Below are 19,915 nucleotides of genomic sequence, written 5' to 3' on the forward strand. Positions count from 1 at the left end.
TTAAACGGTTTGATCGTTTTAGATTAAAGGTGTTATTACACCATCAATATAAAAATGTAGCAGTTCGAGTCGCATAAATTAGGAGTGAGCGTTCGCTCACCCCAACATTTGACTTAGAACCATAGAAACATAAAAACAGCCGGACCTTTATAGGTTCCGGCTGTTTTAGTATTTGTCTAAGATCTCATAGAAAATGCAACAATGAAAATTAGTGCTATGGTTATTAAATTGGGCGATGCAAATAAAAGTAATTTTTTCATTAATTGATATCGACTTTCTCGCTCGTTTTTATCTTGAGTGTGGTAGTTAGCCCGGTTTCGATCCCCATCAACAAATGCACCTGACATTAAGCCAGCGTAAAACAACGGAGCGATTCCAGCAATTAGTGCTATGACCAAAGTAATATCCCAATTTGTTGTAACAAAACCTGCGAACACAGCCATTAAAGCTACAACTAATCCACTAATAAAAAATATATTCATCTAATCCCCCTAAGCAATAAACTTAGCCTTTCATACATTTATACGAGCAATTAAGCATTGTAGTTTCAAAACCTAATTTTTCATAAAGGTTATTAGCATTGTTATTATCCAAATCTACCGCTAGAAATACGGTGGCCTTATTTGTATCTGCAAATTTATTTAGAACATGAACAATTAGCTCTGAAGCAATCCCTTGGCGTCTAGCCTTAGGATGAACAGCGACATCTTCTAAACGTACAAAATCAGTGTCCTCAATATCATCCCATAACACTGCCCCTTGTAACTCACCATCTTTTTCAATATAGGCAGCATCCATGCCAAAATCATCTAAATAATGTCCAAGACGCTCTTCAGCATTCTTCCACTCAAAAACGTTTTCAAAAAGTTGAGCAACACTGTTGAATTTAACACCCTTACTATTAGTTAACGGGTGAATATCATATTTAAGGTCAACTGAATTAAAATAAGCTAACTCATATTTCATTTCATATTGTTTGTACGTATTCTTCCAATCATCATTTTTAAGCGATCTGTTAGTAATGTGGTTTTCTGATGGTACGGTAATAAATAGATCTTTGAAATTAGACCGTTCCATAAGCGTTTCTAATAACCGTGAGACGTTCTCAAAGGTATGTTCCTGTTCTACAAAGACCGGCCCAATCACAAACGCTTCATCATCGCCCGGCTCAAACAAAAATCCAGTAAAACCAATCATCTCTGAATCTTTTTCTATTATCAGGATAGAATTATCCAGTGTGTTCTCATATTCCTTTAACTCAGCCAATAATTCATTCAAATCGCTTACACGCGGATAACCTATCCATTGTTTTTTGTTCGAATAACTTAATTGACATAGTTCATCAATAAAGTTTTGATCCTGTATAGTGGCATATCTAGTATTCATAAAGTCCTCCGTAAGTATAGATTTATTTTGAAAGTTAAGTTATAAATTATAAGCGCATAGTAATAATCATGTTTAGCCACCTTTTTCAGATAATTGTTAATATTGTATAATGAATTGTAAGACTAGGCAAATCATGGAAAGTGGTAGAAATAATGATAAATATAAAAAGAATACATATCATTGGGTCAGTTGGAAGTGGAAAAACTACACTTTCTAGAAAACTTTCAAAAGAATATGTCATTCCACATTATGAATTAGATAATGTAGTTTGGAAAAGGGAAAAGTCAGGAGATATCAGGCGAACGATAGAGGAAAGAGATCAGCAATTAACAGAAATTGTTACTCAAGAAAAGTGGATTATTGAAGGAGTACATGATAAATGGGTTTTACCAAGCTTTAAACATGCAGATATAATTATCTTTCTTGATACACCTAAACGCATAAGAACTGCTCGAATTATTAAGCGATTTGTTAAGCAATTATTAAAGGTTGAAAAAGCTAATTACAAACCGTCTTGGAACATGTTCTTACAGATGTTTAAGTGGAATAATCAATTCGAAGAAAAGAATAAATTTGAAATTTTGCAAACGTTAAAACCATTTGAAGATAAATTGATTATTTTAAATAATGAAGTTGATTTGGAGGAAGTGATTAATTCTAACTATAAAAAATAGAAATGCGCTATTTAGGAAACTTAACTAATTCTGCAATTCTATTATACCATATTTTAGTAAAAAATATCAGTCTGTTTTTTGAATCCGAAACCCCTTAGTATAGAGGGATACTACTATTTTGGAGGGGTTTTATGCTAGGTTTGAAAAAAGGTGAAGTTAAACTTGTCCCACACAACCCAGAATGGTCACAATTATTTAAGAAAGAGAAACAACTTTTAGAAGAAACTGTTGGAGAGCACATTGTTGCCATCGAACATTTCGGCAGTACAGCAATCAAAGGTATTAAAGCTAAGCCAATTATTGATATCTTGGTTGGAGTGAGGGAGCTGGATAACGCTCGAGATTTAGAAGTGAGAACGATGAGCGAAATAGATTACTTTAGATTGCAAAAACAGACGGTGAAGGACAAAGTGATTTTTGCAAAGTTTCCTTATAGGGAAGATGATAATTTCACTAAAACTCATTACTTACACGTCGTCGAATATGGCGGTGACTGGTGGAATGCGCATGTCACTTTTCGTGATCGCCTAAATGAGCATGCAGAATTGGCTAAAGAATATGAATCTCTCAAACTGTCATTGGCTGAAAAATATGCGGATGATGTTATAGCATATTTAGATGCAAAGGAAAGTTTTGTTAAAAAAGTAATAGAATAATCTATTATACAGTCCTTCCAGGTTTATGCCCAGCTTAAATCTGGAAGGATTTTAAGTATCACGGAATATTTATAAGTTATTGTATAAATAAAAGAGTTAAACTGCCTAAGACCCTATAAAATATAATTATTCTTATATTTACGCCGAATTATCTGAATTTCAAAATATTCTAGAATATGAGATGATATTTATTGAGTAACACAAAATTTGGTGGGGGGTACAATTTACATGAAGAAATTAATGATTTTACTTTCTGCAGTACTAGTTCTAGGAGTACTAGCAGCGTGTGGTACTAGTGGAAGTAGTAATGGAGATGGTGGCGACGGCAACGGTGAAGAAACAAAAACATATCAAGTTGCTACTGACGCAAACTTCCAACCATTTGAATACAAAAACCCTGATACTGGGGAAATGGAAGGTTTCGATATTGAGTTAATGAGAGCTATTGCTGAAGAGCAAGGTTTTGAAGTAGAATTCGAAACAATGGCTTTTGATGGTTTATTAGCTTCTATGAGATCGGGTAAACATGATATCGGTATTGCTGGTATTTCAATTACAGAAGAACGTGAAGAGTTTATCGATTTCTCAGATTCTTACTATGACTCAGGTCTAATTGTAGCGGTACCAAAGGATTCAGACATTGAATCGATTGAAGATGTAGCTGGAAAGAACGTTGGTGCACGTCAAGGTTCAACTAGTGAACAATACTTATTAAATAAAACAGATGCTGAAGTAACAGCTTATCCTGAGATTGTTACTGCTTATAAGAACTTAGAACGTGGTCGTTTAGATGCTGTTCTATATGACTTACCAAACGTACAGTACTACATTAAAGAAAATGCTTCAGATAAGCTAAAAACAGTGGGTGAGGTATTAGAAGGTCAACCATATGGTATTGCGATGCCTGAAGGATCTGAATTAGTAGATACTGTTAACGAAGGTCTTCAAAAAGTAAAAGATAGTGGAAAGTATGCTGAAATTTACAAGAAATGGTTTGGTGAAGAACCACCTAAGTAATAGCCAACTTAATAAACTATCATGAACATACTAGAAATCAAGCGTAACAAGTACTTTGCTTGTTACGCTATTTTTCAAGGAGAGATAAATTATAATGATAGAATATTTAATGGACTCGGCTTACTATAAATCTATACCTTATTTATATGAAGGTATGAAACTAACGCTTTATATTACAATTGTTGGTTTATTTTTAGGTTTTATATTAGGAGCATTTGCGGGTTTAGGAAGATTGTCGAAGTACTCAATTATACGTGCTATCAGTACAGTGTACGTTGAGGTGACAAGAGGGACCCCAATTTTAGCCCAAGTACTATTTATTTATTATGGTTTAACTGTAGTGAATATCGGAGAACTAACGTCTGCGATTATTGCTATCACTATAAATGCTGGTGCCTATATCGCAGAGATTGTTCGTGGTGCTGTTCACTCCATTGATCGTGGTCAGCATGAAGCGGGTCGTTCAGTTGGTTTAACTGAGAAACAAACGATGCGTTATATTATTTGGCCGCAGGCATTTAAGCGCATGATTCCACCTCTAGGTAACCAATTTATTATTAGTTTAAAAGATACTTCATTATTCTCAGTAATTGCTGTAGCTGAAGTTTTATACATGGGTAAGCAATATTATAACGCGACATTTGAGATATTTGAAACATTAATTATGGTATGTGTCTTCTATTTAATAATAACCATTCCAACATCAATTATCTTGCGTAGAGTAGAAAGGAAGCTTGATGTATAAATGATTACGGTTAAAGACTTACACAAATCGTTTGGTGATAATGAGGTATTAAAAGGGATTGATGCAAAAGTAGATGAACAAGAAGTGGTCTGTGTCATTGGACCTTCTGGTTCTGGTAAAAGTACATTCCTACGTTGCTTAAATTTATTAGAGGATATCACAGCTGGTGAAGTGACTATCGATGGTGATGTTATAACAGATCCTAAAGTTAATATTAACGAAATACGCTCACAGGTGGGAATGGTTTTCCAACACTTTAACTTATTCCCTCACAAAACGGTAATAGAAAATATTACTTTAGGTCCAGTTAAAGTAAAGAAAATTAGTGAAGAAGAGGCTAAAGAAGCTGCTCTTCCACTATTAGATAAAGTTGGTCTTGGTGATAAAGCGGATGCCTATCCGGATAGTTTATCAGGGGGGCAAAAACAGCGTGTAGCTATTGCTCGCTCGTTAGCAATGGAACCGAAAGTTATGTTGTTTGACGAGCCTACATCTGCGTTAGACCCAGAACTTGTTGGAGACGTTTTACAAGTAATGAAGGACTTAGCAGAAGAAGGTATGACCATGGTGGTTGTAACCCACGAAATGGGCTTCGCAAAAGAAGTGGGTGATCGCGTGCTATTTATGGACGAAGGAATAGTTATGGAAGAAGGCGATCCAAACCAGATCTTTGATGATCCACAAAACCCACGTACACAAGAGTTTTTAAGTAAAATACTATAAACAATATGATGAGGCAACCTTAGTAGGGTTGTCTTTTGTTGCAATGTAGAAGAAATTTAATGAAAAAGTTAAGTTATTTAGTGCTAGGTCGGAAGGTGAGTTTACAAAAGAAGAAGAAAGTTAATAAGTGCACAAAAAAATTAATGGTAATTCTCTTAGATTGCCATTAATTTTCTGTTTTATCATAGCGAATACAACTTAATAATACATAACCAAATACAACACCAAATACGGTAAGTAATTGATCAGGGATGGTAAAAGCTATATATTGTGGCATCTCAATCATAGAATTGAAATAGGACATAATGTAATGAATGATGAAGAGTAGGGTTATTAAACCTATTGATAAAAACTTAACCCAATCAAAGCCCCACTCAGTTTCCTTCCAATTTAGAATTAAATGTGGGATTTTCAATAGCATCCCTATTAAAATAGGACTAATAGCAATAAACAAAATTAAAGGTAAGATGTTAAAAGTGGCATTAGCATATTGTTTAATAATTAAAAAATAATGATCCATCACTAATGCGTATGCACATACAATTAATATAGATAAAAAGTATACTAAAAACCTGATAATGTTCTGTCTCATCAATTATCATTCAACCTTTCCGTCTTCCGCCTTTCTGTAAAATCAAACCATTGCTTGTCACTGTAAGGTTGATTAGCATGGTGTATAACACATCTAATCTGGTCTTCAACACAAGGGTCTATATCTTCACCGATGAGTTTTTCAAAATGATCAAATAACTCTTTAGGGTCTTCATTTTTGATTTCATCAAGAGAATAAATATTTAAGTAATGTACTAAATTGTATGCCATACGATAACCAATAGAAGGAATTTGTTGAAATTGTGCCATAGCTGTTATTGCGTGTGCTCTTTCTTTAGTGCACTTAATCGACTTGGCTAACTCGTCCGCCTTAATGAGATGTAAGTCTTTTAAATAAATATGAGACTTGCGCAGGTTCTGACGTTCTTGATCCGTTAAATCCACCTTAATTGTCATGCAATCACCTGGCCTTTGAAAGTTATTTTTTGTTCTCTATTAAACTAAATCCTAAACCAGTCGGGTCAACTAAGTATGCCAAACAAAAGTCCCCGAAATCCATTTTTTCACGTACCACCATAGCACCATTTGCTTTAGCTTTCTCTACTGTTTGATCAATGGATTCTACTTCAATTTGTACGCGTGTGCCAAGTGGATGATCGTGAGGGCCTTTAGCAATTCCTCCATCAATTCCTGATTCTTCTTGGTTTCCCGTGTTAGCGTGGTGGTAACCATAATTTGGTTCGCCTATTTTCCAATCGAATACTGCGGAGTAGAATTTAGCTGCCTTTTCAGGTTCTTGGCTGCTCATTTCAAATGCAACAACACGATTCATGTTGAATTCCTCCTTTTCCTATAAAATTCGACAAGTGGATGAAATTCCCTTTATTTTTCAGTATGATTAAGAGAGCGTTAATCGATATTCACAAAAGGTGTGGAATAATGGAAACTAATAGACTTTATTTAAGAGACTACAGTGAAGGAGATTTTGATTTTCTAAAATCCCTATTATCTGACCCTGAAGTGGTTCGTTATATTGGTCACGGTACAGTTAAAACTGAGGACGAAATGAAAGCGTTCTTTAGATGGATTCAGCATACATATGTGCAACATGCTGATTTTGGATTGAAGGTCGTGTGTTTAAAGGAAAATGATGAGCCAATAGGGCATGCTGGTTTAGTGCCGCAAACCATTGAAGGTGTGAATGAACTTGAAGTTGGTTATTGGATTGGACGCAGATACTGGAGGAATGGCTATGCCTCTGAAATAGCTGAGGAACTAAAGCGATATGGCTTTGAAAACTTAAACCGACAAAGATTGAATTCGCTGATCCAACCTGAAAATGAGGGTTCAGTAAAAGTTGCTAAAAAAATCGGAATGAAATTGGATAAAAAAATAAAGCTCAAGGGCAAGGATGTTCATGTTTATGCGGTTGAACAGGGATGAATGTGTTTAAAAAGTATAAGGGGGGTTACTTTGAGTAAAAAGTATAAAATCTTATTTCTAGCATTAGCAACAGTGGTTGTGGTTGGATACATAGTTTTAGATGTCTTTATAAAAAGTATAGAAAATAATGATTACCAAGAAGACGTGCGAGGGGCTACTGAATCTTTTATAGAAGATTTATATAAGAAAGGTTCAAAGGAGATTTATAACACATATTTTTCAAGTGATATTAAAAATGAGTATAGTTTATCGGAATGGAAGTATGTACATAATAATATTTTGGAATTACATTACATAGAAATGGCAGAATTAATTGATGAACGTATTGGTTACTCGAAGGTTCTAATTGGAGATGAAAAAGATCATTATGTATCTAAACCACAATTAATTTTAGAACCGGATAAAGAAGACTCCGTAGAATCTGTGGTTAATTGGATAGAAGAAGATGGGGAGTTGAAAGTTTACTATATAGAACTTCCCATTCAGTTAAGTCCCGAATTCAAGTTTACGACATTTGGCGTTCAATAAAGGAGAATCTTAGATGTTTGAGAATATGTTTCTTTATATTGTTTTAACCGTCTTCCTTGTAGCGGTCTTTGTTATCACATTAAGAACCCCTTCGCAGAAAACTAATCAGGAAAAACTGGACATGAGTGAAGAGAAACTTAGGGGGATTGAAGAGATGCGTGAAAAACAACTCGAAGTTAACCAAGAAATATTAAAAGAATTACGTGAAATAAAAGAAGAGTTGAGAAAATAAAATCCCGCGAAGTAGCGGGATTATGTTACTCTGCAAAAACAGGTCCGACATATTCAGCTTTCGGTCTGAATATCGTATTATCCTCTAGCTGCTCCATGACATGTGCAGTCCAACCAATCACTCGGCTTGCAGTAAATGTTGATGTAAATAATGACGGATCTAGTTTCAGTTCTTTCATTACGGCAGCGGCATAGTATTCTACGTTGGTATATAATCCTCGACCTGGTTTAAGGTCCTCGAGTACATTAACAGCAATATCCTCGACTTTTATCGCAAGGTCAAACCAATCTTCGTCCTGCTTATTTTGTTGTAATATATCTTTAAGTGCGATTGCTCGTGGATCTAGTGTTTTATAAACACGGTGACCGAACCCCATTAGTTTTTCACCACGTTCGACTTTTTCTTGAATCATTTGGTGAATATCATTTGATTGCGAAGCTTCATTTAACAACTCGAGTACTCCAGTAGGCGCTCCGCCGTGAAGTGGACCCTTCATTGTGCCAATCGCTGATGTAATCGCAGAAGCTAAATCAGACTCTGAAGATGCGGTAACTCTTGCAGAAAAAGTGGATGCATTTAACCCATGTTCCATCGTAAGGATCATATAAGTTTCTAGTGCACGAACATGCTCACCTCTTGGTTCGCGTCCCGTTACCATATATAAATAATAAGCGACATGATCGAGATCTTTTCGAATATCAGGGAATGGTTGTTTGTCTAAACAATATAGTCGATATGCAATAGCGCTCGGTATTAATGTCGTAATACGAACAGCGTCGTCTACACTAGGTTTGTCTGTTGAAATTAACTCAATTGATGAAGTAACCGTTCGTATAACATCCAGCATTTCTAAACGTTTAGGTAAGTTCTTAATAATGTTTTTTAAATAGTCTGGTAGTGTACGTGCTTCTTTAAATTTCTTTTTAATATCCTCTAACTCATTTGCTGAAGGTAATTTCCCATACCATAATAAATAAGCTACTTCTTCAAAAGAGTGTTCTTTTGAAAGGTTTTTAGCGGGATAGCCAGCATAGATTAACTGACCTCGCTCACCATCAATCATACTTAACTTCGTTTCCGTGCAAACAACGCCTTTTAATCCTTTATATATCATAAGACCCCTCCTTTTATTGTCTACTTATAGTATATGAGGTATGATTGATTAATAAAATTAAATATTTTTAAATGTTTTGATTAATAATATTAATTAGAAGGTGTTATATATGGAATTATCCTGGATGAAAACCTTTGTAACAGTGGCAGAGTTAGGGAACTTTCGGAAAGCATCTGAAGCATTATATGTCTCACAGCCCACGGTGACCGTCCATATCAAAGCGTTGGAAAAAGAGCTTGGCGTGACACTTTTTGAACGAGGTAAACGATTGGTTAAGTTAACTGAAGAAGGGCGAGTTTACTTGCCTCATGCAAAAGAAGTGCTAGATCTGCATCAACAGGGACTTACCCAGATCCAATCGTTTACTCAAGGATATCGACTACAGCTAAAGCTGGCCATTTCCCCTTTAGTGGCTGACACGATTATGCCATTTGTATTGAAAAATTATTTAGAAAACCATCCAGAAGTTGAAGTAGCTGTTGAAATTATGGAATCTCAAATAATCGAAAAAGCCGTAATGGACGAGGTCGTCGATATAGGGTTTACGTTAATAGAATATCGTGGTTCACAACTGAATCAGACTAAGTTATATGAAGATGAAGTGGTATTATGTGTACCTCATGATGGCTTAGATAACGAGACAGCCCCAGCTTTACTGCCCGAGGATTTGCTTGAACAGTATTATTTATTAACTCATAACCACCCTGTTTATTGGGAATCATTGGCCCATCAAATCAAGTCACACTATCCTAAAACAAAAATGATGAAAGTTTCACAAAATCATATCACCAAGCGCTTTATTGTTAGTGGGTTAGGGGTGTCATTTTTGCCCAAATCAACAATCAGGAGGGAAATCTTAGAAGGACGTATTCTTCAAGTAGGATTTCCAGAAATAGAATTACCTCGGGTAAACACTTATGCCTTAACGAAATATCACCACTCGTTGGAAAAAGACTTCATCGACTTTGTTTCAGGGTATCAATTCCAATAAAAAGGAGGACCTATTATGGGCTATGTTATGGATTTGAGGAAATTGGTGGGGACTAGGCCGTTAATTGTGGTCGGCGCAAGTGTGATGGTGTTAAATGAACGCAAAGAGTTGCTACTACAAAAAAGAAAAGATAACGGTTGTTGGGGACTGCCAGGTGGTTCAATGGAACTTGGTGAATCACTTGAAGAGGTAGCGAAACGAGAAATGATTGAGGAGACAGGTTTAACACCTGATAACCTTACATTACTTAATGTTTTCTCAGGTGAAGAGCAGTACTATAAACTCCCGCATGGTGATGAATTATATAATGTAACAGCTAATTATTTATGCACAGAATATGAAGGCAAGTTGCGAATAGACGAAGACGAGAGTCTAGACATTAACTTTTTCAATCTTAAAGAGTTGCCAAAACCATTAAATCCACCAGATATTCCTGTGATAAAGTACTTTAATAATAGGACTTTTGATATAATGGGTGATAACAATTAACTGGGATGTGGTCGGTTGATGGAATTATATAATCGTTTCACGAAAACTTTATTAATAAACTACTTTATTGGTTCGGTCATAGCAGTCGGCGGAATCGGTGGTGTGTTTATTTTTAACACCTTAACGCTTACTCAAACCGACATTGTAGTCTTACTTATTATTTTAATCTTATCCATTATCGTGATGTTCATCGCTGAGTATCGTCAGTTCACAAAAGATGTTCATCCGATTAAACAGGTATATTCAAGTGAAGCCCCAAGTCTTTCAACGATTGAAGCGGGTTTTGTTGCGGCAAATAAACTCCCTTGGTTAACGGTAAAACGAGTAATGGGCCCGCACTGGCTTGGGTTGAGTTTTCCGGCTATTGGTTTAGCTTTATTATCAATCAATATAGGGTTATTATCACTTCCGTATAGATACGTGTTATTTGCTTTTATTGGATCATTGCTAGTGGCTGGAATGCATGCGTTAATTGAGTTTTATCTTACGATGAATGCTGTACATATCGTTACAAAACATATGGTTAAACTAGCTAAAAGTCATTATAATCATTCGCTATCGTTGAATGGTGATGTGCTAATTTCGTTAAAACAGAAATTTCAATTCAGTACGATTTTTATTGGGATCTTCCCACTTTTATTATTCAGTTTAGCTTCTCAGATTCGTTTGGAAGAAGTTTCGGAGTCTATCATTTTTAATTATTGGGAATGGGCAGTCGTCATATTAATTATTAATGTTGTGTTTGCAAGTTTTGCTTCTTACTTACTTTTTAAAGGAATCGACCAGCCGATGCAGCAACTGCAACATGACATGAAGTCTGTGCAAGATGGAGAGTTTGTTAAAACGGATGAGTTGTACTCGGACGAGTTTTCTAGATTGACGTACGGATTCAATCATATGGTTGAGTCGATTAAAGAACGTGATGAAATGAACCAAAACTTATCAGAGAGCTTGATTACTACACTTGCAGCGGCCTTAGATGCGAAAGATCCATATACGGCGGGTCATTCGTATAGGGTGTCAGAGTACTCCGTTGAAATTGGAAAACGTGCGAACTTATCAAAAGACCAATTAACTAACTTAAGGAAATCAGCTCTTTTGCATGATATCGGAAAAATTGGGATCAACGACAGCATCCTCCTAAAGGATGGCAAGCTGTCAGATGAAGAATTTGATGAGATTAAAAAGCACCCAATCTACGGGTATGACATTTTAACTCAAGTCAAACCGATTGAAAAAGTGATTCCGTATCTTGAGGGCGTTCGTCACCATCATGAGCGATATGACGGTGGTGGTTATCCGGATGGACTTAAGGGAGAACAAATTCCACTCTTCGGAAGAATTATGGCTGTTGCTGACGCTTTTGATGCGATGACATCAGACCGACCTTACCGAAAAGGGTTTACTCAAGAGAAGGCGTTATCAATTTTAAAAGAAGGTAAAGGAACGCAGTGGGATGCTGAGTTTGTAGATCTGTTTTTAGAATACATGTATGAAGATGAACCGACACTAAGAAAACTACCGCTCAAGTAAAAGGTATGGTTTAGTAACTTAAAAAGGGGTGTTCTCAATGACCAATAGTCAAATGAATCCTAAGGTTGATGAATTTTTAAGTAATTCAATAAAGTGGAGAGAAGAGTATGTGAAGATGAGGCATATCGTACTTGACTGTGATTTAACCGAAGAATTTAAGTGGAAGCACCCTTGTTACACGCTTGATAATAAGAACATCGTTTTAATACATGGATTTAAAGAATATTGTGCATTGTTGTTTCACAAAGGTGCCTTGTTAAAGGATCCTCACGAGATTCTAATTAGACAAACAGAAAATGTTCAGGCGGCGCGTCAGATTCGTTTTACCAATGTAGAAGAAATAGTTGAGTTAGAATCCATTTTGAAAGACTACATTAAGGAAGCCATTGAAGTAGAAAAAGCAGGCTTGGAAGTGAAAAAGAAAACAGATATAACGATTCCTGAAGAGCTACAGAGTAAATTTGAAGAAATGCCAGCTTTAAAAGGCGCTTTTGAATCATTGACCCCAGGAAGGCAAAGGGCATACTGTCTTTATATTTCAAAGGCAAAACAATCAAAAACGCGAGAGTCGAGAGTTGAGAAATATGTACAGCATATTCTCGATGGTAAGGGGTTAAATGATTAATTAACGGCATTAAGAAAGAGGTGCAATTCGCACCTCTTTTGTATTAGTTAGTCATTTCTACGACATAGGATGTGAGTTCCTTGATTTTACCTGATTTAAAACTATCGAGCTTGTACACATCACAGAATCCATATTTTTTATCTTCGCCAACTTTTGTTGTGAAAGTAATCACACCATTAACAGCAGCTTCAAGACCATGTGTAATCGAGTGATGTATATTCAATTTGAATGTATCATTCGTTTTCATGCCACCAAGGGCCTCTTCTAATGCATTTTTACCTTTGATTATATCATCGCCAACCATTTCCCATTGAACGTCTTCAGTCACGCTATTTAAAATAAACTTCAAATCGCCAGTCATAAATGCTTCATTAAATTCTTCAAAGAACTTCTGTTTTTCCGTAGCCATGGTTAAGCTCCTTTTTATAATAATATCGTATATAAATCATATCAGAATGAATTTCCATACGCTAATGTAGAGGTTGTTCTATCAAGATGGTTTATTGCAAGCTTACGGGAATTTTATTAAGTTTCTTTAAAAGTTCTATATAGTTTTTTAAGAGAAATCCAATGTTATCTATATAGTAGCTTGTCATATGTCCCTTAGAATTTTCTTCATACTTTAACCATGCCGATTCAATTTCTTTAAGTTTATTTAGATGAGATTGATTAATACCATCTTCAAATTCAGCAAGATTAAGTGGGAAAATAACAGCTTGTGTTGTAGGGATACTAATATATTCTTCCCACATGGTTTCATTGATATCTTCTTTATTTAATTCAATTAATGTTTCAATTTTTTTCTGTTGGTTAAGAAGAGTACTAAAAAGTAATTTTAAGTTATCATCAGTAGGATCTTCTTGAACACGTTCAAACGCATACTCGATTGGGAATGCGTTGTATGAAAATAATAACTTCTGTTCAGCTTTAGAAGTTTTATTCTCTAATTGTATTATTTGTTGATTCTGGATAAATAATTTATCTGCTATTAGAAATACAATAAGTGCAGTAAAGGTAATTAATAAGATTTTTTTCCAATTATGTTTCTTCATTTATAACCCTACCTAATATATTTTGTATATCATTGTACTAGATATTAGAAAAGTTTACATCTTAATGAAGAAGGTATTTCCTATGAAAAATAGAAAACATTAATTAGAGGATTATACTTACAGGAGGTCACATTCAATATGTCTCAACCAATTGATTTAGGAAACGAAATGACGTTAATAGATTTATACGATTTAAAGATGCCGGGACGCACGGGTTCTTATGTACTTCATGCTGAAGAGCTAACCATTGTAGAGACAAGCGCGAGTCCGTCGGTGCCTTATCTGCTAGAGGGATTGAAACAATTAGAAATTGACTTAGAAGACGTCAAACACATTATAGTGACGCATATTCATTTGGACCATGCTGGTGGTGTCGGTTTATTTTTAGAAAAGTGCCCAAACGCTAAGGTATATGTTCATCCAAAAGGGAAGCGTCATTTAGCAGACCCAAGCAAATTAATTGCCGGTGCAAGAGCAGTATACGGTGAAAAATTTGATGAACTGTTTGATCCAATTGTGCCTGTGCCCGAAGATCGTTTAGTGGAAATGAGTGAAGGAGATACGCTCGACATTGGCGATGGACGAGTGTTAACGTTTTACGATTCTCCAGGCCATGCCAAGCACCACTTTAGTATCCATGATTCATTAAGTAATGGGGTGTTTACTGGTGATACCATTGGCGTCTATTATCCTCAGGCTGAGGGCTTGAATTTTGTATTACCTTCAACGTCACCGAACCAGTTTGACCCTGATGCCATGCTTGATTCATTGGCAAAAATTGAAGGGCTTCATGTAGATCAAATCTACTTTGGACATTATGGCAGGTCGCGTGACCCTAAGCATGTGTATGGACAAATCCGATTCTGGTTGCCGCGTTTTGTTGAAGCGGGTGAAAAAGTGTTTGAAGAAATGCCTGAAGCATCATTTGAAGAGAAAACAGAAAAAGTCGCAGAAAATCTCGAGAATCTGGTAACGACCCACCTCGTCGAACAGAATATTCCTAGCGATCATGTGGTTTATAAGTATCTAAACCTTGACTTGAAAGTCTGCGCGATGGGAATTGTGGATTATTTGATGAAACAAAATCAATAAAATGAATGTTAAGCTGTGCTCGATATAGAGTGCAGCTTTTTTTATTACCCTAGCATGGAGTTTTTGGAATAAGTGAGAAAAAATTAGGTAAATCATTTAAGTTATTAGAAATAAAGCAATAAAATTTCGCTTAATTAAGAAAAGTTTCGACTTAACTCTTTAAAAATTCGCTTATTCAGATTAAATATTAGAGATTTTTAAATATGTAATTTTTTCCGTTGACACGAAACACAATCCCTATTATCATAAACAATGTTCTAAATCCGATTAAACAAATCGGGAAAGGAGAATTATTTATGTCAACTTCAACAAAAGTACAACCAGTCAGTGAAGTTAAAGACCCTGTAGAAACTAAACATACGGATTTAAATAAATCACAAACAAAATTAATTATTGGTGCATTAGTAGTAACTGCTGTATTGATGGTTTATCTCATGATGACTCAAGCAGCGATGCAACCAGTTCTATTACTACTAGGATTATTATTGGGTTATACACTATTTCATGCGCGTTTTGGTTTTACCTCAGCGTTCAGACGTTTTATGTCGGTTGGGAACGGTAAAGCGCTAAGGTCTCATATGGTTATGTTAGCAGTAGCCGTAACTCTATTCGCGCCGATTCTAGCATTCGGTCTATCATTCTTCGGAACAGGTGCTTCAGGTTATGTGGCACCATTAGGAATTAGTTTATTAGTTGGTTCTTTCATGTTCGGTATTGGAATGCAGTTAGGCGGAGGGTGTGCATCAGGTACACTTTACGCTGTCGGTGGCGGACGTACGGTAATGTTTGTAACTCTATTATTCTTTATTGTAGGTTCAACGATCGGTGCGGCACATTTTCCATTCTGGACACAAGATTTACCATCAATGGAACCAGTATCGCTAGCGACGACAACGGGCTTGGGATATGGTGGAGCATGGGCATTATCAATCGCGTTATTCGGTCTAGTAGCGTGGATTACGCTAGTGATTGAACGTAGAAAAAGCGCGCCGAAAATGGCTCCAGTTCCAACAACAAAGGGTTGGAAACGTATATTCCGTGGTTCATGGCCATTATTTGCAGCAGCAATTGCGCTAGCTGTTTTAAATGCTTTAACGTTAATGACTCGAGGTGCACCTTGGGGTGTAACGTCAGCATTCGCACTTTGGGGATCTAAAGCTGCAGCCTTCATGGGAATAGATGTAGCTAGCTGGGGTTACTGGCAAGGTGCCAACGCAGCCGTGTTAGAATCATCAATTTTTGCTGATTCGACTACAGTATTAAACTTAGGTGTAATTATCGGGGCCTTCATCGCATCAGCAGCAGGCGGCTTATTCAAGTTTTCTAAATTAACTAAAGGTAACGTAACGGCAGCGATTATCGGTGGTCTGTTCATGGGATATGGCGCACGTCTAGCATTCGGTTGTAACATCGGTGCTTACTTCGGCGGAATTTCCTCATTTAGCCTACACGGCTACATTTGGGGTATCCTTGCACTAGCAGGAACCTTTGTTGCACTGTATCTCAGACCACTTTTCGGTCTATCCGTACCAAAATCAAAAGATTCATTATGTTAATGAGAAAAATCTCGCCGTTTATATGCGGCGAGATTTTTTAATGCTTAAAATTATTGTTAAGTACTCAAGTTAGAAAATTTAGTACTTGAGATAATAAGTTTAATACTCAAGATCTTTCTGTTAGTACTTAAGTTAAAATTAACCGTAATTAGTGAAACACTCTAGGAACAACTAAGCCTTCAGCATTTTTTAAGGATATATGAAGTTCCAGGTCATGATTAACCGTAGCAAAAAACACATTCTCAAATTTGATGCCACGTTTCTCGAGCTGTTCCTCCAACCAACCTTCGTTCAGACTAAAGTATCGAAGTATATTCTGGTTAATGTCACCTTCCATGATGACAGGTAGAGCCAATGCTGGCTGCCCACCTGACATACCAAGATCTTCTAAAGTCAGAGCTTTTTTCTCTGATTTTTTTAATACACTCAAACTTCCATCAGATTCAATAATCGCAGTTTGAACCTCCGCAACATCAAATATATCTTTCTCTCGCAAGAGCTGTAGTATATTATCAATGGAGTAGCGAATTCGCTTTAAGTTTTTATTTAATAGCTGACCGTCCTGAACAACGACCGTAGGCTCAAATGTAATCCAACGACCAATTTTTCTGTTCATGATTTTCAGCTTGGCTGCACCGCGCTGTAATAACGCCACAGCCACTAAAGCAACGGCAGTAAATAAATGCTCAATCGAAGGGTCTGCAATATCTGCACCGACGAGGGATCCTAACGTGATAATAATTAAAAAATCAAAAATAGGTAGCTCACCAATCGCGCGCTTCCCCATAAATATAGTCACTAGTAATAGTAGTGGCAGAATCGTAATGACTCGGCCCAACACAATCAATAAATCTTTAAGAGTTTCATCCACGCCCATCCGCCCCTTGCGTCAAAATCTATAATATTAGCATTTTGGACGAAGAACAGAAAAGATATACCCGAATAAAAAACCAACCTGCTCTCAAACAGGTTGGTTCTACTTAGTCGCATCATGGGAGGTTAATCGGTTTCGACCACGTTCTTTAGAAACATACAACAAATCATCGGCATGGATGTGTGCCTTTTCTATCGACTTTTCATCTGAGATTGTGAAGTAGTACAAACCAAATGACGACGAGTACTCCACATTTTCAGGCTTTCCGAGATAATCAACGGTAACCGAAGTAGTTTTTATATTTTGTCGCAATTGATCAATAAGGTCATATGTTTCATCAAAAGTTTTTCCATAAATAAATAGCGTAAACTCTTCGCCACCACTACGGAAAACTTCGCCATCTTCACCTAAGTATAGGCGTACTTGATCAATAAAATGTTGTAAGACCTGATCGCCGACATAGTGATTGTATTGGTCGTTTAATTGCTTAAAACGGTCCAAATCAGCGATAGCAATTCCAATTTGTTCACCAGATGCATTGTCAGCAAGCTCTTCAAGTCGCTTATTCATATATGCGCGGTTATAAGCGGCTGTTAAAAAGTCAGTATAAGCCATCTCTTCGAATTGGTCACGCTCGATTTTATCTTGTGTAGCTCTAGCTTTATAAACAATAGAACGGTTTATTGTATAGTTAATTAAGAAAAAGACAAAGACAAGCTCAAACTGATTTTCAAGTAATAAATAAAGAAGAAAACCATTACTTAATGCTGATTTCAATGTATCGTTAAAACTTCGATCTTTAATAAAACGTACAAATTTGCCTCTGTCAGTAATCTCGCCCCATAGATATAAAATGACTGCTAAGAATAAATCAGACAAACTCACAACAATAATCATCAAAATGACGATTAGAACCCAGTAACCTAAGGGTATTTGTATAAAGAAAGGTTCCAACCACCAATATAGCAAATAGGCGAAAGTGCTGCTTAAAGCAAATGAACCAATATTATAGAAGGTATGTAAGCCTTCTTCTTCATCGGCTGTTTTTGTAAGTTTTCGAGAAATGTAGACAGAGATGCGGTTTAAGGTTTCATAGATGAGAAGTCCTAAGGGGCCCAAAAATACAGCTATTGACAAGCTGTAGCTAATACCATAATCGAGTGTGATTCCTTTATTCGTTGTAAAAATATAACGAAGGTTAAAATATATAATTGAAAAAATCCAGTACAGAGCAATGGTTAGCGCAATGGTGTTAAACTCGAGGCCATCATGAAAACCTAATGCAATCGTGCTTGAGACGGCAATTAGGAACAGTGTACCAATATAAAATTTATCTTTACGCATAGACATCCCTCAAGTAAGATAGTATTGTGTACTTTCTGAAAGTTTCAAACATTACTAGAATATAGTAAATTAGTCCCTTATGCAACTAAAAGTTTTAAATTTAAAATAAATTAAGTAGGTGATGAGATGCAAGTGAAATACGCGATACAAGACGTTTATCCTGATGATTTCGCTCATTGTTATGGTTGTGGCCGGTTAAATGAAAGTGGACATCACTTTAGAACAGGCTGGGAAGATGATCAAACTGTTACGTATTACACACCAGAACCTGAACATACAGCTATTCCTGGATTTGTGTATGGTGGATTGATGGCTTCGTTAATTGATTGTCATGGCACAGGGTCTGCATCATTAGCGCTACTCAGAAAAGATGGTCATGAGCCAGAAGATGGTGTTGAAGCACCTCGTTTTGTGACGGCATCGTTAGAAGTGAAATTTGTTAAACCAACGCCTCAAGGAGTTACGTTAAAAGCAGTTGGAAAGTTTGAAGAAATCCGCCCGAAGAAATTCAAAATTCATACTGATGTTTATGCTGGGGATGACATCGTTGCGAAGGGCGAAGTGGTTGCAGTTGTCATGCCTGATACGTTTACTTCAAAATAGGTTCTATGAATCATCATTTTATATATGTGAATATTTGCTTCCAGTTAGTTAAAAATATAGCTAAAACATGGAAGTGGGTTTGTTATGAATAGTAATATAGGTAAGTGGTTTGAAGCTTCATTAAAAACTTTAAAGACCCTTGGTGATAATAATAAAGAACAGATTCATGTAGGGGAAGCTATGGCTTGTTGGACCTATTTAGCTTTTGTTGAAAGTATTATTGTTTACGAAGAAGTTGGACTCAATACAACCATGGACCAAGAAGTTAAACAATTTGTCAAAGATGCGTTAGAAGTTGCTAACTCACATAAAAAACAGTTAAGGGATTTTATGATAAAAGAAGGTATAACGCTTCCTTCTGCCCCAGAGCATAAACCGAAGTCAGAACCTCAATCTGTACCTGAAGGAGCAAGGTTGACGGATGATGAAATCATGAACACTTTAAGTATTAATTTTGTCTATGCTGGTGATATGTGTGCAGCATCTGCAAGCCAAAGTATCCGCACAGATGTTGGTCTTATGTTTTTGAAATTTCAAATTGATAAGTTTTCATTAGGTGTTAAAGCTAAGGACATGATGAAAAATAGGGGCTGGCTAAAAATGCCACCTTATTATCACCCTCCTGGTGCTCCCAATCCGAATCAACAAAATGAAAAAAATTAACTCGTCGACTTGATCGACGAGTT

General features: G+C 36.3%; 26 protein-coding genes. 16 read left to right on the top strand and 10 right to left on the bottom strand.

The window, feature by feature from the left end; all coding sequences use genetic code 11:
* Positions 1 to 176: 176 nt before the first annotated feature.
* Together E3U55_RS09970 and E3U55_RS09975 are read right to left on the bottom strand one after the other, a co-directional pair.
* Positions 177 to 482, bottom strand: coding sequence for a DUF5316 domain-containing protein (locus E3U55_RS09970; protein WP_134340288.1), 306 nt, complete (start codon positions 480 to 482; stop codon positions 177 to 179).
* 22 nt (positions 483 to 504) lie between these two features.
* The gene (locus tag E3U55_RS09975) at positions 505 to 1,386 is read right to left on the bottom strand and encodes a GNAT family N-acetyltransferase (RefSeq protein ID WP_134340289.1); all 882 of its coding nucleotides are present in this window, start codon (positions 1,384 to 1,386) and stop codon (positions 505 to 507) included.
* Between the two features lie 152 nt (positions 1,387 to 1,538).
* Here E3U55_RS09975 and E3U55_RS09980 point away from each other — a divergent pair, with 152 nt between their 5' ends.
* The 5 genes from E3U55_RS09980 to E3U55_RS10000 all read left to right on the top strand — a co-directional run bounded on the left by E3U55_RS09980 (position 1,539) and on the right by E3U55_RS10000 (position 5,201).
* Positions 1,539 to 2,060 (top strand): AAA family ATPase, encoded by a 522-nt coding sequence (locus E3U55_RS09980; protein ID WP_134340290.1) that lies wholly within the window; start codon positions 1,539 to 1,541, stop codon positions 2,058 to 2,060.
* Between the two features lie 131 nt (positions 2,061 to 2,191).
* Complete coding sequence (locus E3U55_RS09985) at positions 2,192 to 2,716, top strand: GrpB family protein (protein WP_134340291.1); 525 nt, start codon at positions 2,192 to 2,194, stop codon at positions 2,714 to 2,716.
* Positions 2,717 to 2,944: 228 nt separating this feature from the next.
* Positions 2,945 to 3,733 (top strand): transporter substrate-binding domain-containing protein, encoded by a 789-nt coding sequence (locus tag E3U55_RS09990; RefSeq protein WP_134340292.1) that lies wholly within the window; start codon positions 2,945 to 2,947, stop codon positions 3,731 to 3,733.
* 94 nt (positions 3,734 to 3,827) lie between these two features.
* Positions 3,828 to 4,478 carry an amino acid ABC transporter permease gene (locus E3U55_RS09995; RefSeq protein ID WP_134340293.1) on the top strand — a complete coding sequence of 217 codons (651 nt, stop codon included), beginning with the start codon at positions 3,828 to 3,830 and terminating at the stop codon, positions 4,476 to 4,478.
* Entirely contained in the window at positions 4,479 to 5,201 is a 723-nt protein-coding gene (locus tag E3U55_RS10000) for an amino acid ABC transporter ATP-binding protein (RefSeq protein ID WP_134340294.1), read from the top strand.
* Between the two features lie 166 nt (positions 5,202 to 5,367).
* On the opposite strand, the gene E3U55_RS10005 is transcribed toward E3U55_RS10000, so the two are convergent.
* The 3 genes from E3U55_RS10005 to E3U55_RS10015 are packed head-to-tail and all read right to left on the bottom strand — an operon-like array spanning position 5,368 to position 6,585.
* On the bottom strand, positions 5,368 to 5,793 hold the full coding sequence (locus E3U55_RS10005; protein WP_134340295.1) for a hypothetical protein: 426 nt from the start codon (positions 5,791 to 5,793) through the stop codon (positions 5,368 to 5,370).
* Positions 5,793 to 6,209 carry a helix-hairpin-helix domain-containing protein gene (locus E3U55_RS10010; protein WP_134340296.1) on the bottom strand — a complete coding sequence of 139 codons (417 nt, stop codon included), beginning with the start codon at positions 6,207 to 6,209 and terminating at the stop codon, positions 5,793 to 5,795. Before E3U55_RS10010 ends, E3U55_RS10005 begins: the two co-directional genes overlap by 1 nt.
* 22 nt (positions 6,210 to 6,231) lie before the next feature.
* A complete protein-coding gene (locus E3U55_RS10015) occupies positions 6,232 to 6,585 on the bottom strand; it encodes a VOC family protein (RefSeq protein WP_134340297.1) in 354 nt (117 codons plus the stop codon).
* Between the two features lie 107 nt (positions 6,586 to 6,692).
* Between E3U55_RS10015 and E3U55_RS10020 the strand changes: the two genes are divergently transcribed.
* Genes E3U55_RS10020 through E3U55_RS10030 form a run of 3 tightly spaced genes read left to right on the top strand, consistent with a single transcriptional unit; the run spans position 6,693 to position 7,956 of the window.
* Positions 6,693 to 7,196: a GNAT family N-acetyltransferase gene (locus tag E3U55_RS10020; protein ID WP_228547526.1), complete on the top strand. Its 504-nt coding sequence runs from the start codon at positions 6,693 to 6,695 to the stop codon at positions 7,194 to 7,196.
* A 30-nt stretch (positions 7,197 to 7,226) separates the two neighbouring features.
* Positions 7,227 to 7,724, top strand: coding sequence for a hypothetical protein (locus E3U55_RS10025; protein WP_134340298.1), 498 nt, complete (start codon positions 7,227 to 7,229; stop codon positions 7,722 to 7,724).
* Between the two features lie 13 nt (positions 7,725 to 7,737).
* The gene (locus E3U55_RS10030) at positions 7,738 to 7,956 is read left to right on the top strand and encodes a hypothetical protein (RefSeq protein ID WP_134340299.1); all 219 of its coding nucleotides are present in this window, start codon (positions 7,738 to 7,740) and stop codon (positions 7,954 to 7,956) included.
* Positions 7,957 to 7,981: 25 nt separating this feature from the next.
* Here E3U55_RS10030 and E3U55_RS10035 read toward each other — a convergent pair whose 3' ends face one another.
* Positions 7,982 to 9,070, bottom strand: coding sequence for a citrate synthase/methylcitrate synthase (locus E3U55_RS10035; protein WP_134340300.1), 1,089 nt, complete (start codon positions 9,068 to 9,070; stop codon positions 7,982 to 7,984).
* Positions 9,071 to 9,179: 109 nt separating this feature from the next.
* On the opposite strand from E3U55_RS10035, the gene E3U55_RS10040 reads away from it, so the two are divergent.
* The 4 genes from E3U55_RS10040 to E3U55_RS10055 are packed head-to-tail and all read left to right on the top strand — an operon-like array spanning position 9,180 to position 12,708.
* A complete protein-coding gene (locus E3U55_RS10040; RefSeq protein ID WP_134340301.1) occupies positions 9,180 to 10,061 on the top strand; it encodes a LysR family transcriptional regulator in 882 nt (293 codons plus the stop codon).
* A gap of 15 nt (positions 10,062 to 10,076) precedes the next feature.
* On the top strand, positions 10,077 to 10,550 hold the full coding sequence (locus E3U55_RS10045) for an NUDIX hydrolase (RefSeq protein WP_134340302.1): 474 nt from the start codon (positions 10,077 to 10,079) through the stop codon (positions 10,548 to 10,550).
* A gap of 18 nt (positions 10,551 to 10,568) precedes the next feature.
* The gene (locus E3U55_RS10050; protein ID WP_134340435.1) at positions 10,569 to 12,083 is read left to right on the top strand and encodes an HD-GYP domain-containing protein; all 1,515 of its coding nucleotides are present in this window, start codon (positions 10,569 to 10,571) and stop codon (positions 12,081 to 12,083) included.
* A gap of 37 nt (positions 12,084 to 12,120) precedes the next feature.
* Positions 12,121 to 12,708, top strand: coding sequence for a YdeI/OmpD-associated family protein (locus E3U55_RS10055; protein WP_134340303.1), 588 nt, complete (start codon positions 12,121 to 12,123; stop codon positions 12,706 to 12,708).
* Positions 12,709 to 12,751: 43 nt separating this feature from the next.
* On the opposite strand, the gene E3U55_RS10060 is transcribed toward E3U55_RS10055, so the two are convergent.
* Both E3U55_RS10060 and E3U55_RS10065 read right to left on the bottom strand, forming a co-directional pair.
* Positions 12,752 to 13,117, bottom strand: a complete 366-nt coding sequence (locus tag E3U55_RS10060; RefSeq protein WP_134340304.1) for a nuclear transport factor 2 family protein — start codon at positions 13,115 to 13,117, stop codon at positions 12,752 to 12,754.
* 91 nt (positions 13,118 to 13,208) lie between these two features.
* Positions 13,209 to 13,760: a hypothetical protein gene (locus tag E3U55_RS10065; protein ID WP_134340305.1), complete on the bottom strand. Its 552-nt coding sequence runs from the start codon at positions 13,758 to 13,760 to the stop codon at positions 13,209 to 13,211.
* 138 nt (positions 13,761 to 13,898) lie between these two features.
* Here E3U55_RS10065 and E3U55_RS10070 point away from each other — a divergent pair, with 138 nt between their 5' ends.
* Positions 13,899 to 14,852, top strand: a complete 954-nt coding sequence (locus E3U55_RS10070; protein ID WP_134340306.1) for an MBL fold metallo-hydrolase — start codon at positions 13,899 to 13,901, stop codon at positions 14,850 to 14,852.
* A gap of 296 nt (positions 14,853 to 15,148) precedes the next feature.
* Positions 15,149 to 16,408: a YeeE/YedE family protein gene (locus E3U55_RS10075; RefSeq protein ID WP_134340307.1), complete on the top strand. Its 1,260-nt coding sequence runs from the start codon at positions 15,149 to 15,151 to the stop codon at positions 16,406 to 16,408.
* A gap of 148 nt (positions 16,409 to 16,556) precedes the next feature.
* Here E3U55_RS10075 and E3U55_RS10080 read toward each other — a convergent pair whose 3' ends face one another.
* Positions 16,557 to 17,279: a DUF421 domain-containing protein gene (locus E3U55_RS10080; RefSeq protein ID WP_228547527.1), complete on the bottom strand. Its 723-nt coding sequence runs from the start codon at positions 17,277 to 17,279 to the stop codon at positions 16,557 to 16,559.
* 105 nt (positions 17,280 to 17,384) lie between these two features.
* The gene (locus E3U55_RS10085) at positions 17,385 to 18,626 is read right to left on the bottom strand and encodes a GGDEF domain-containing protein (RefSeq protein ID WP_194840876.1); all 1,242 of its coding nucleotides are present in this window, start codon (positions 18,624 to 18,626) and stop codon (positions 17,385 to 17,387) included.
* A 126-nt stretch (positions 18,627 to 18,752) separates the two neighbouring features.
* Here E3U55_RS10085 and E3U55_RS10090 point away from each other — a divergent pair, with 126 nt between their 5' ends.
* Both E3U55_RS10090 and E3U55_RS10095 read left to right on the top strand, forming a co-directional pair.
* The gene (locus E3U55_RS10090; protein ID WP_134340310.1) at positions 18,753 to 19,229 is read left to right on the top strand and encodes a PaaI family thioesterase; all 477 of its coding nucleotides are present in this window, start codon (positions 18,753 to 18,755) and stop codon (positions 19,227 to 19,229) included.
* Between the two features lie 84 nt (positions 19,230 to 19,313).
* On the top strand, positions 19,314 to 19,892 hold the full coding sequence (locus E3U55_RS10095; protein ID WP_134340311.1) for a DUF3231 family protein: 579 nt from the start codon (positions 19,314 to 19,316) through the stop codon (positions 19,890 to 19,892).
* The last annotated feature ends 23 nt before the right edge of the window (positions 19,893 to 19,915 follow it).

This window comes from Filobacillus milosensis (genome assembly GCF_004402015.1).
Taxonomy (GTDB): Bacteria; Bacillota; Bacilli; order Bacillales; family Alkalibacillaceae; genus Filobacillus; species Filobacillus milosensis.

Coding starts and splice junctions, on each gene's coding strand:
- E3U55_RS10040 (WP_134340301.1), top strand. CDS start 9,180: ATGGAATTATCCTGGATGAAAACCTTTGTAACAGTGGCAGAGTTAGGG.
- E3U55_RS09995 (WP_134340293.1), top strand. CDS start 3,828: ATGATAGAATATTTAATGGACTCGGCTTACTATAAATCTATACCTTAT.
- E3U55_RS10015 (WP_134340297.1), bottom strand. CDS start 6,585: ATGAATCGTGTTGTTGCATTTGAAATGAGCAGCCAAGAACCTGAAAAG.
- E3U55_RS10090 (WP_134340310.1), top strand. CDS start 18,753: ATGCAAGTGAAATACGCGATACAAGACGTTTATCCTGATGATTTCGCT.
- E3U55_RS10045 (WP_134340302.1), top strand. CDS start 10,077: ATGGGCTATGTTATGGATTTGAGGAAATTGGTGGGGACTAGGCCGTTA.
- E3U55_RS10060 (WP_134340304.1), bottom strand. CDS start 13,117: ATGGCTACGGAAAAACAGAAGTTCTTTGAAGAATTTAATGAAGCATTT.
- E3U55_RS10085 (WP_194840876.1), bottom strand. CDS start 18,626: ATGCGTAAAGATAAATTTTATATTGGTACACTGTTCCTAATTGCCGTC.
- E3U55_RS10000 (WP_134340294.1), top strand. CDS start 4,479: ATGATTACGGTTAAAGACTTACACAAATCGTTTGGTGATAATGAGGTA.
- E3U55_RS10005 (WP_134340295.1), bottom strand. CDS start 5,793: ATGAGACAGAACATTATCAGGTTTTTAGTATACTTTTTATCTATATTA.
- E3U55_RS10095 (WP_134340311.1), top strand. CDS start 19,314: ATGAATAGTAATATAGGTAAGTGGTTTGAAGCTTCATTAAAAACTTTA.
- E3U55_RS09975 (WP_134340289.1), bottom strand. CDS start 1,386: ATGAATACTAGATATGCCACTATACAGGATCAAAACTTTATTGATGAA.
- E3U55_RS09970 (WP_134340288.1), bottom strand. CDS start 482: ATGAATATATTTTTTATTAGTGGATTAGTTGTAGCTTTAATGGCTGTG.
- E3U55_RS10055 (WP_134340303.1), top strand. CDS start 12,121: ATGACCAATAGTCAAATGAATCCTAAGGTTGATGAATTTTTAAGTAAT.
- E3U55_RS10075 (WP_134340307.1), top strand. CDS start 15,149: ATGTCAACTTCAACAAAAGTACAACCAGTCAGTGAAGTTAAAGACCCT.
- E3U55_RS10010 (WP_134340296.1), bottom strand. CDS start 6,209: ATGACAATTAAGGTGGATTTAACGGATCAAGAACGTCAGAACCTGCGC.
- E3U55_RS10070 (WP_134340306.1), top strand. CDS start 13,899: ATGTCTCAACCAATTGATTTAGGAAACGAAATGACGTTAATAGATTTA.
- E3U55_RS09980 (WP_134340290.1), top strand. CDS start 1,539: ATGATAAATATAAAAAGAATACATATCATTGGGTCAGTTGGAAGTGGA.
- E3U55_RS10035 (WP_134340300.1), bottom strand. CDS start 9,070: ATGATATATAAAGGATTAAAAGGCGTTGTTTGCACGGAAACGAAGTTA.
- E3U55_RS10030 (WP_134340299.1), top strand. CDS start 7,738: ATGTTTGAGAATATGTTTCTTTATATTGTTTTAACCGTCTTCCTTGTA.
- E3U55_RS09990 (WP_134340292.1), top strand. CDS start 2,945: ATGAAGAAATTAATGATTTTACTTTCTGCAGTACTAGTTCTAGGAGTA.
- E3U55_RS10020 (WP_228547526.1), top strand. CDS start 6,693: ATGGAAACTAATAGACTTTATTTAAGAGACTACAGTGAAGGAGATTTT.
- E3U55_RS09985 (WP_134340291.1), top strand. CDS start 2,192: ATGCTAGGTTTGAAAAAAGGTGAAGTTAAACTTGTCCCACACAACCCA.
- E3U55_RS10050 (WP_134340435.1), top strand. CDS start 10,569: ATGGAATTATATAATCGTTTCACGAAAACTTTATTAATAAACTACTTT.
- E3U55_RS10065 (WP_134340305.1), bottom strand. CDS start 13,760: ATGAAGAAACATAATTGGAAAAAAATCTTATTAATTACCTTTACTGCA.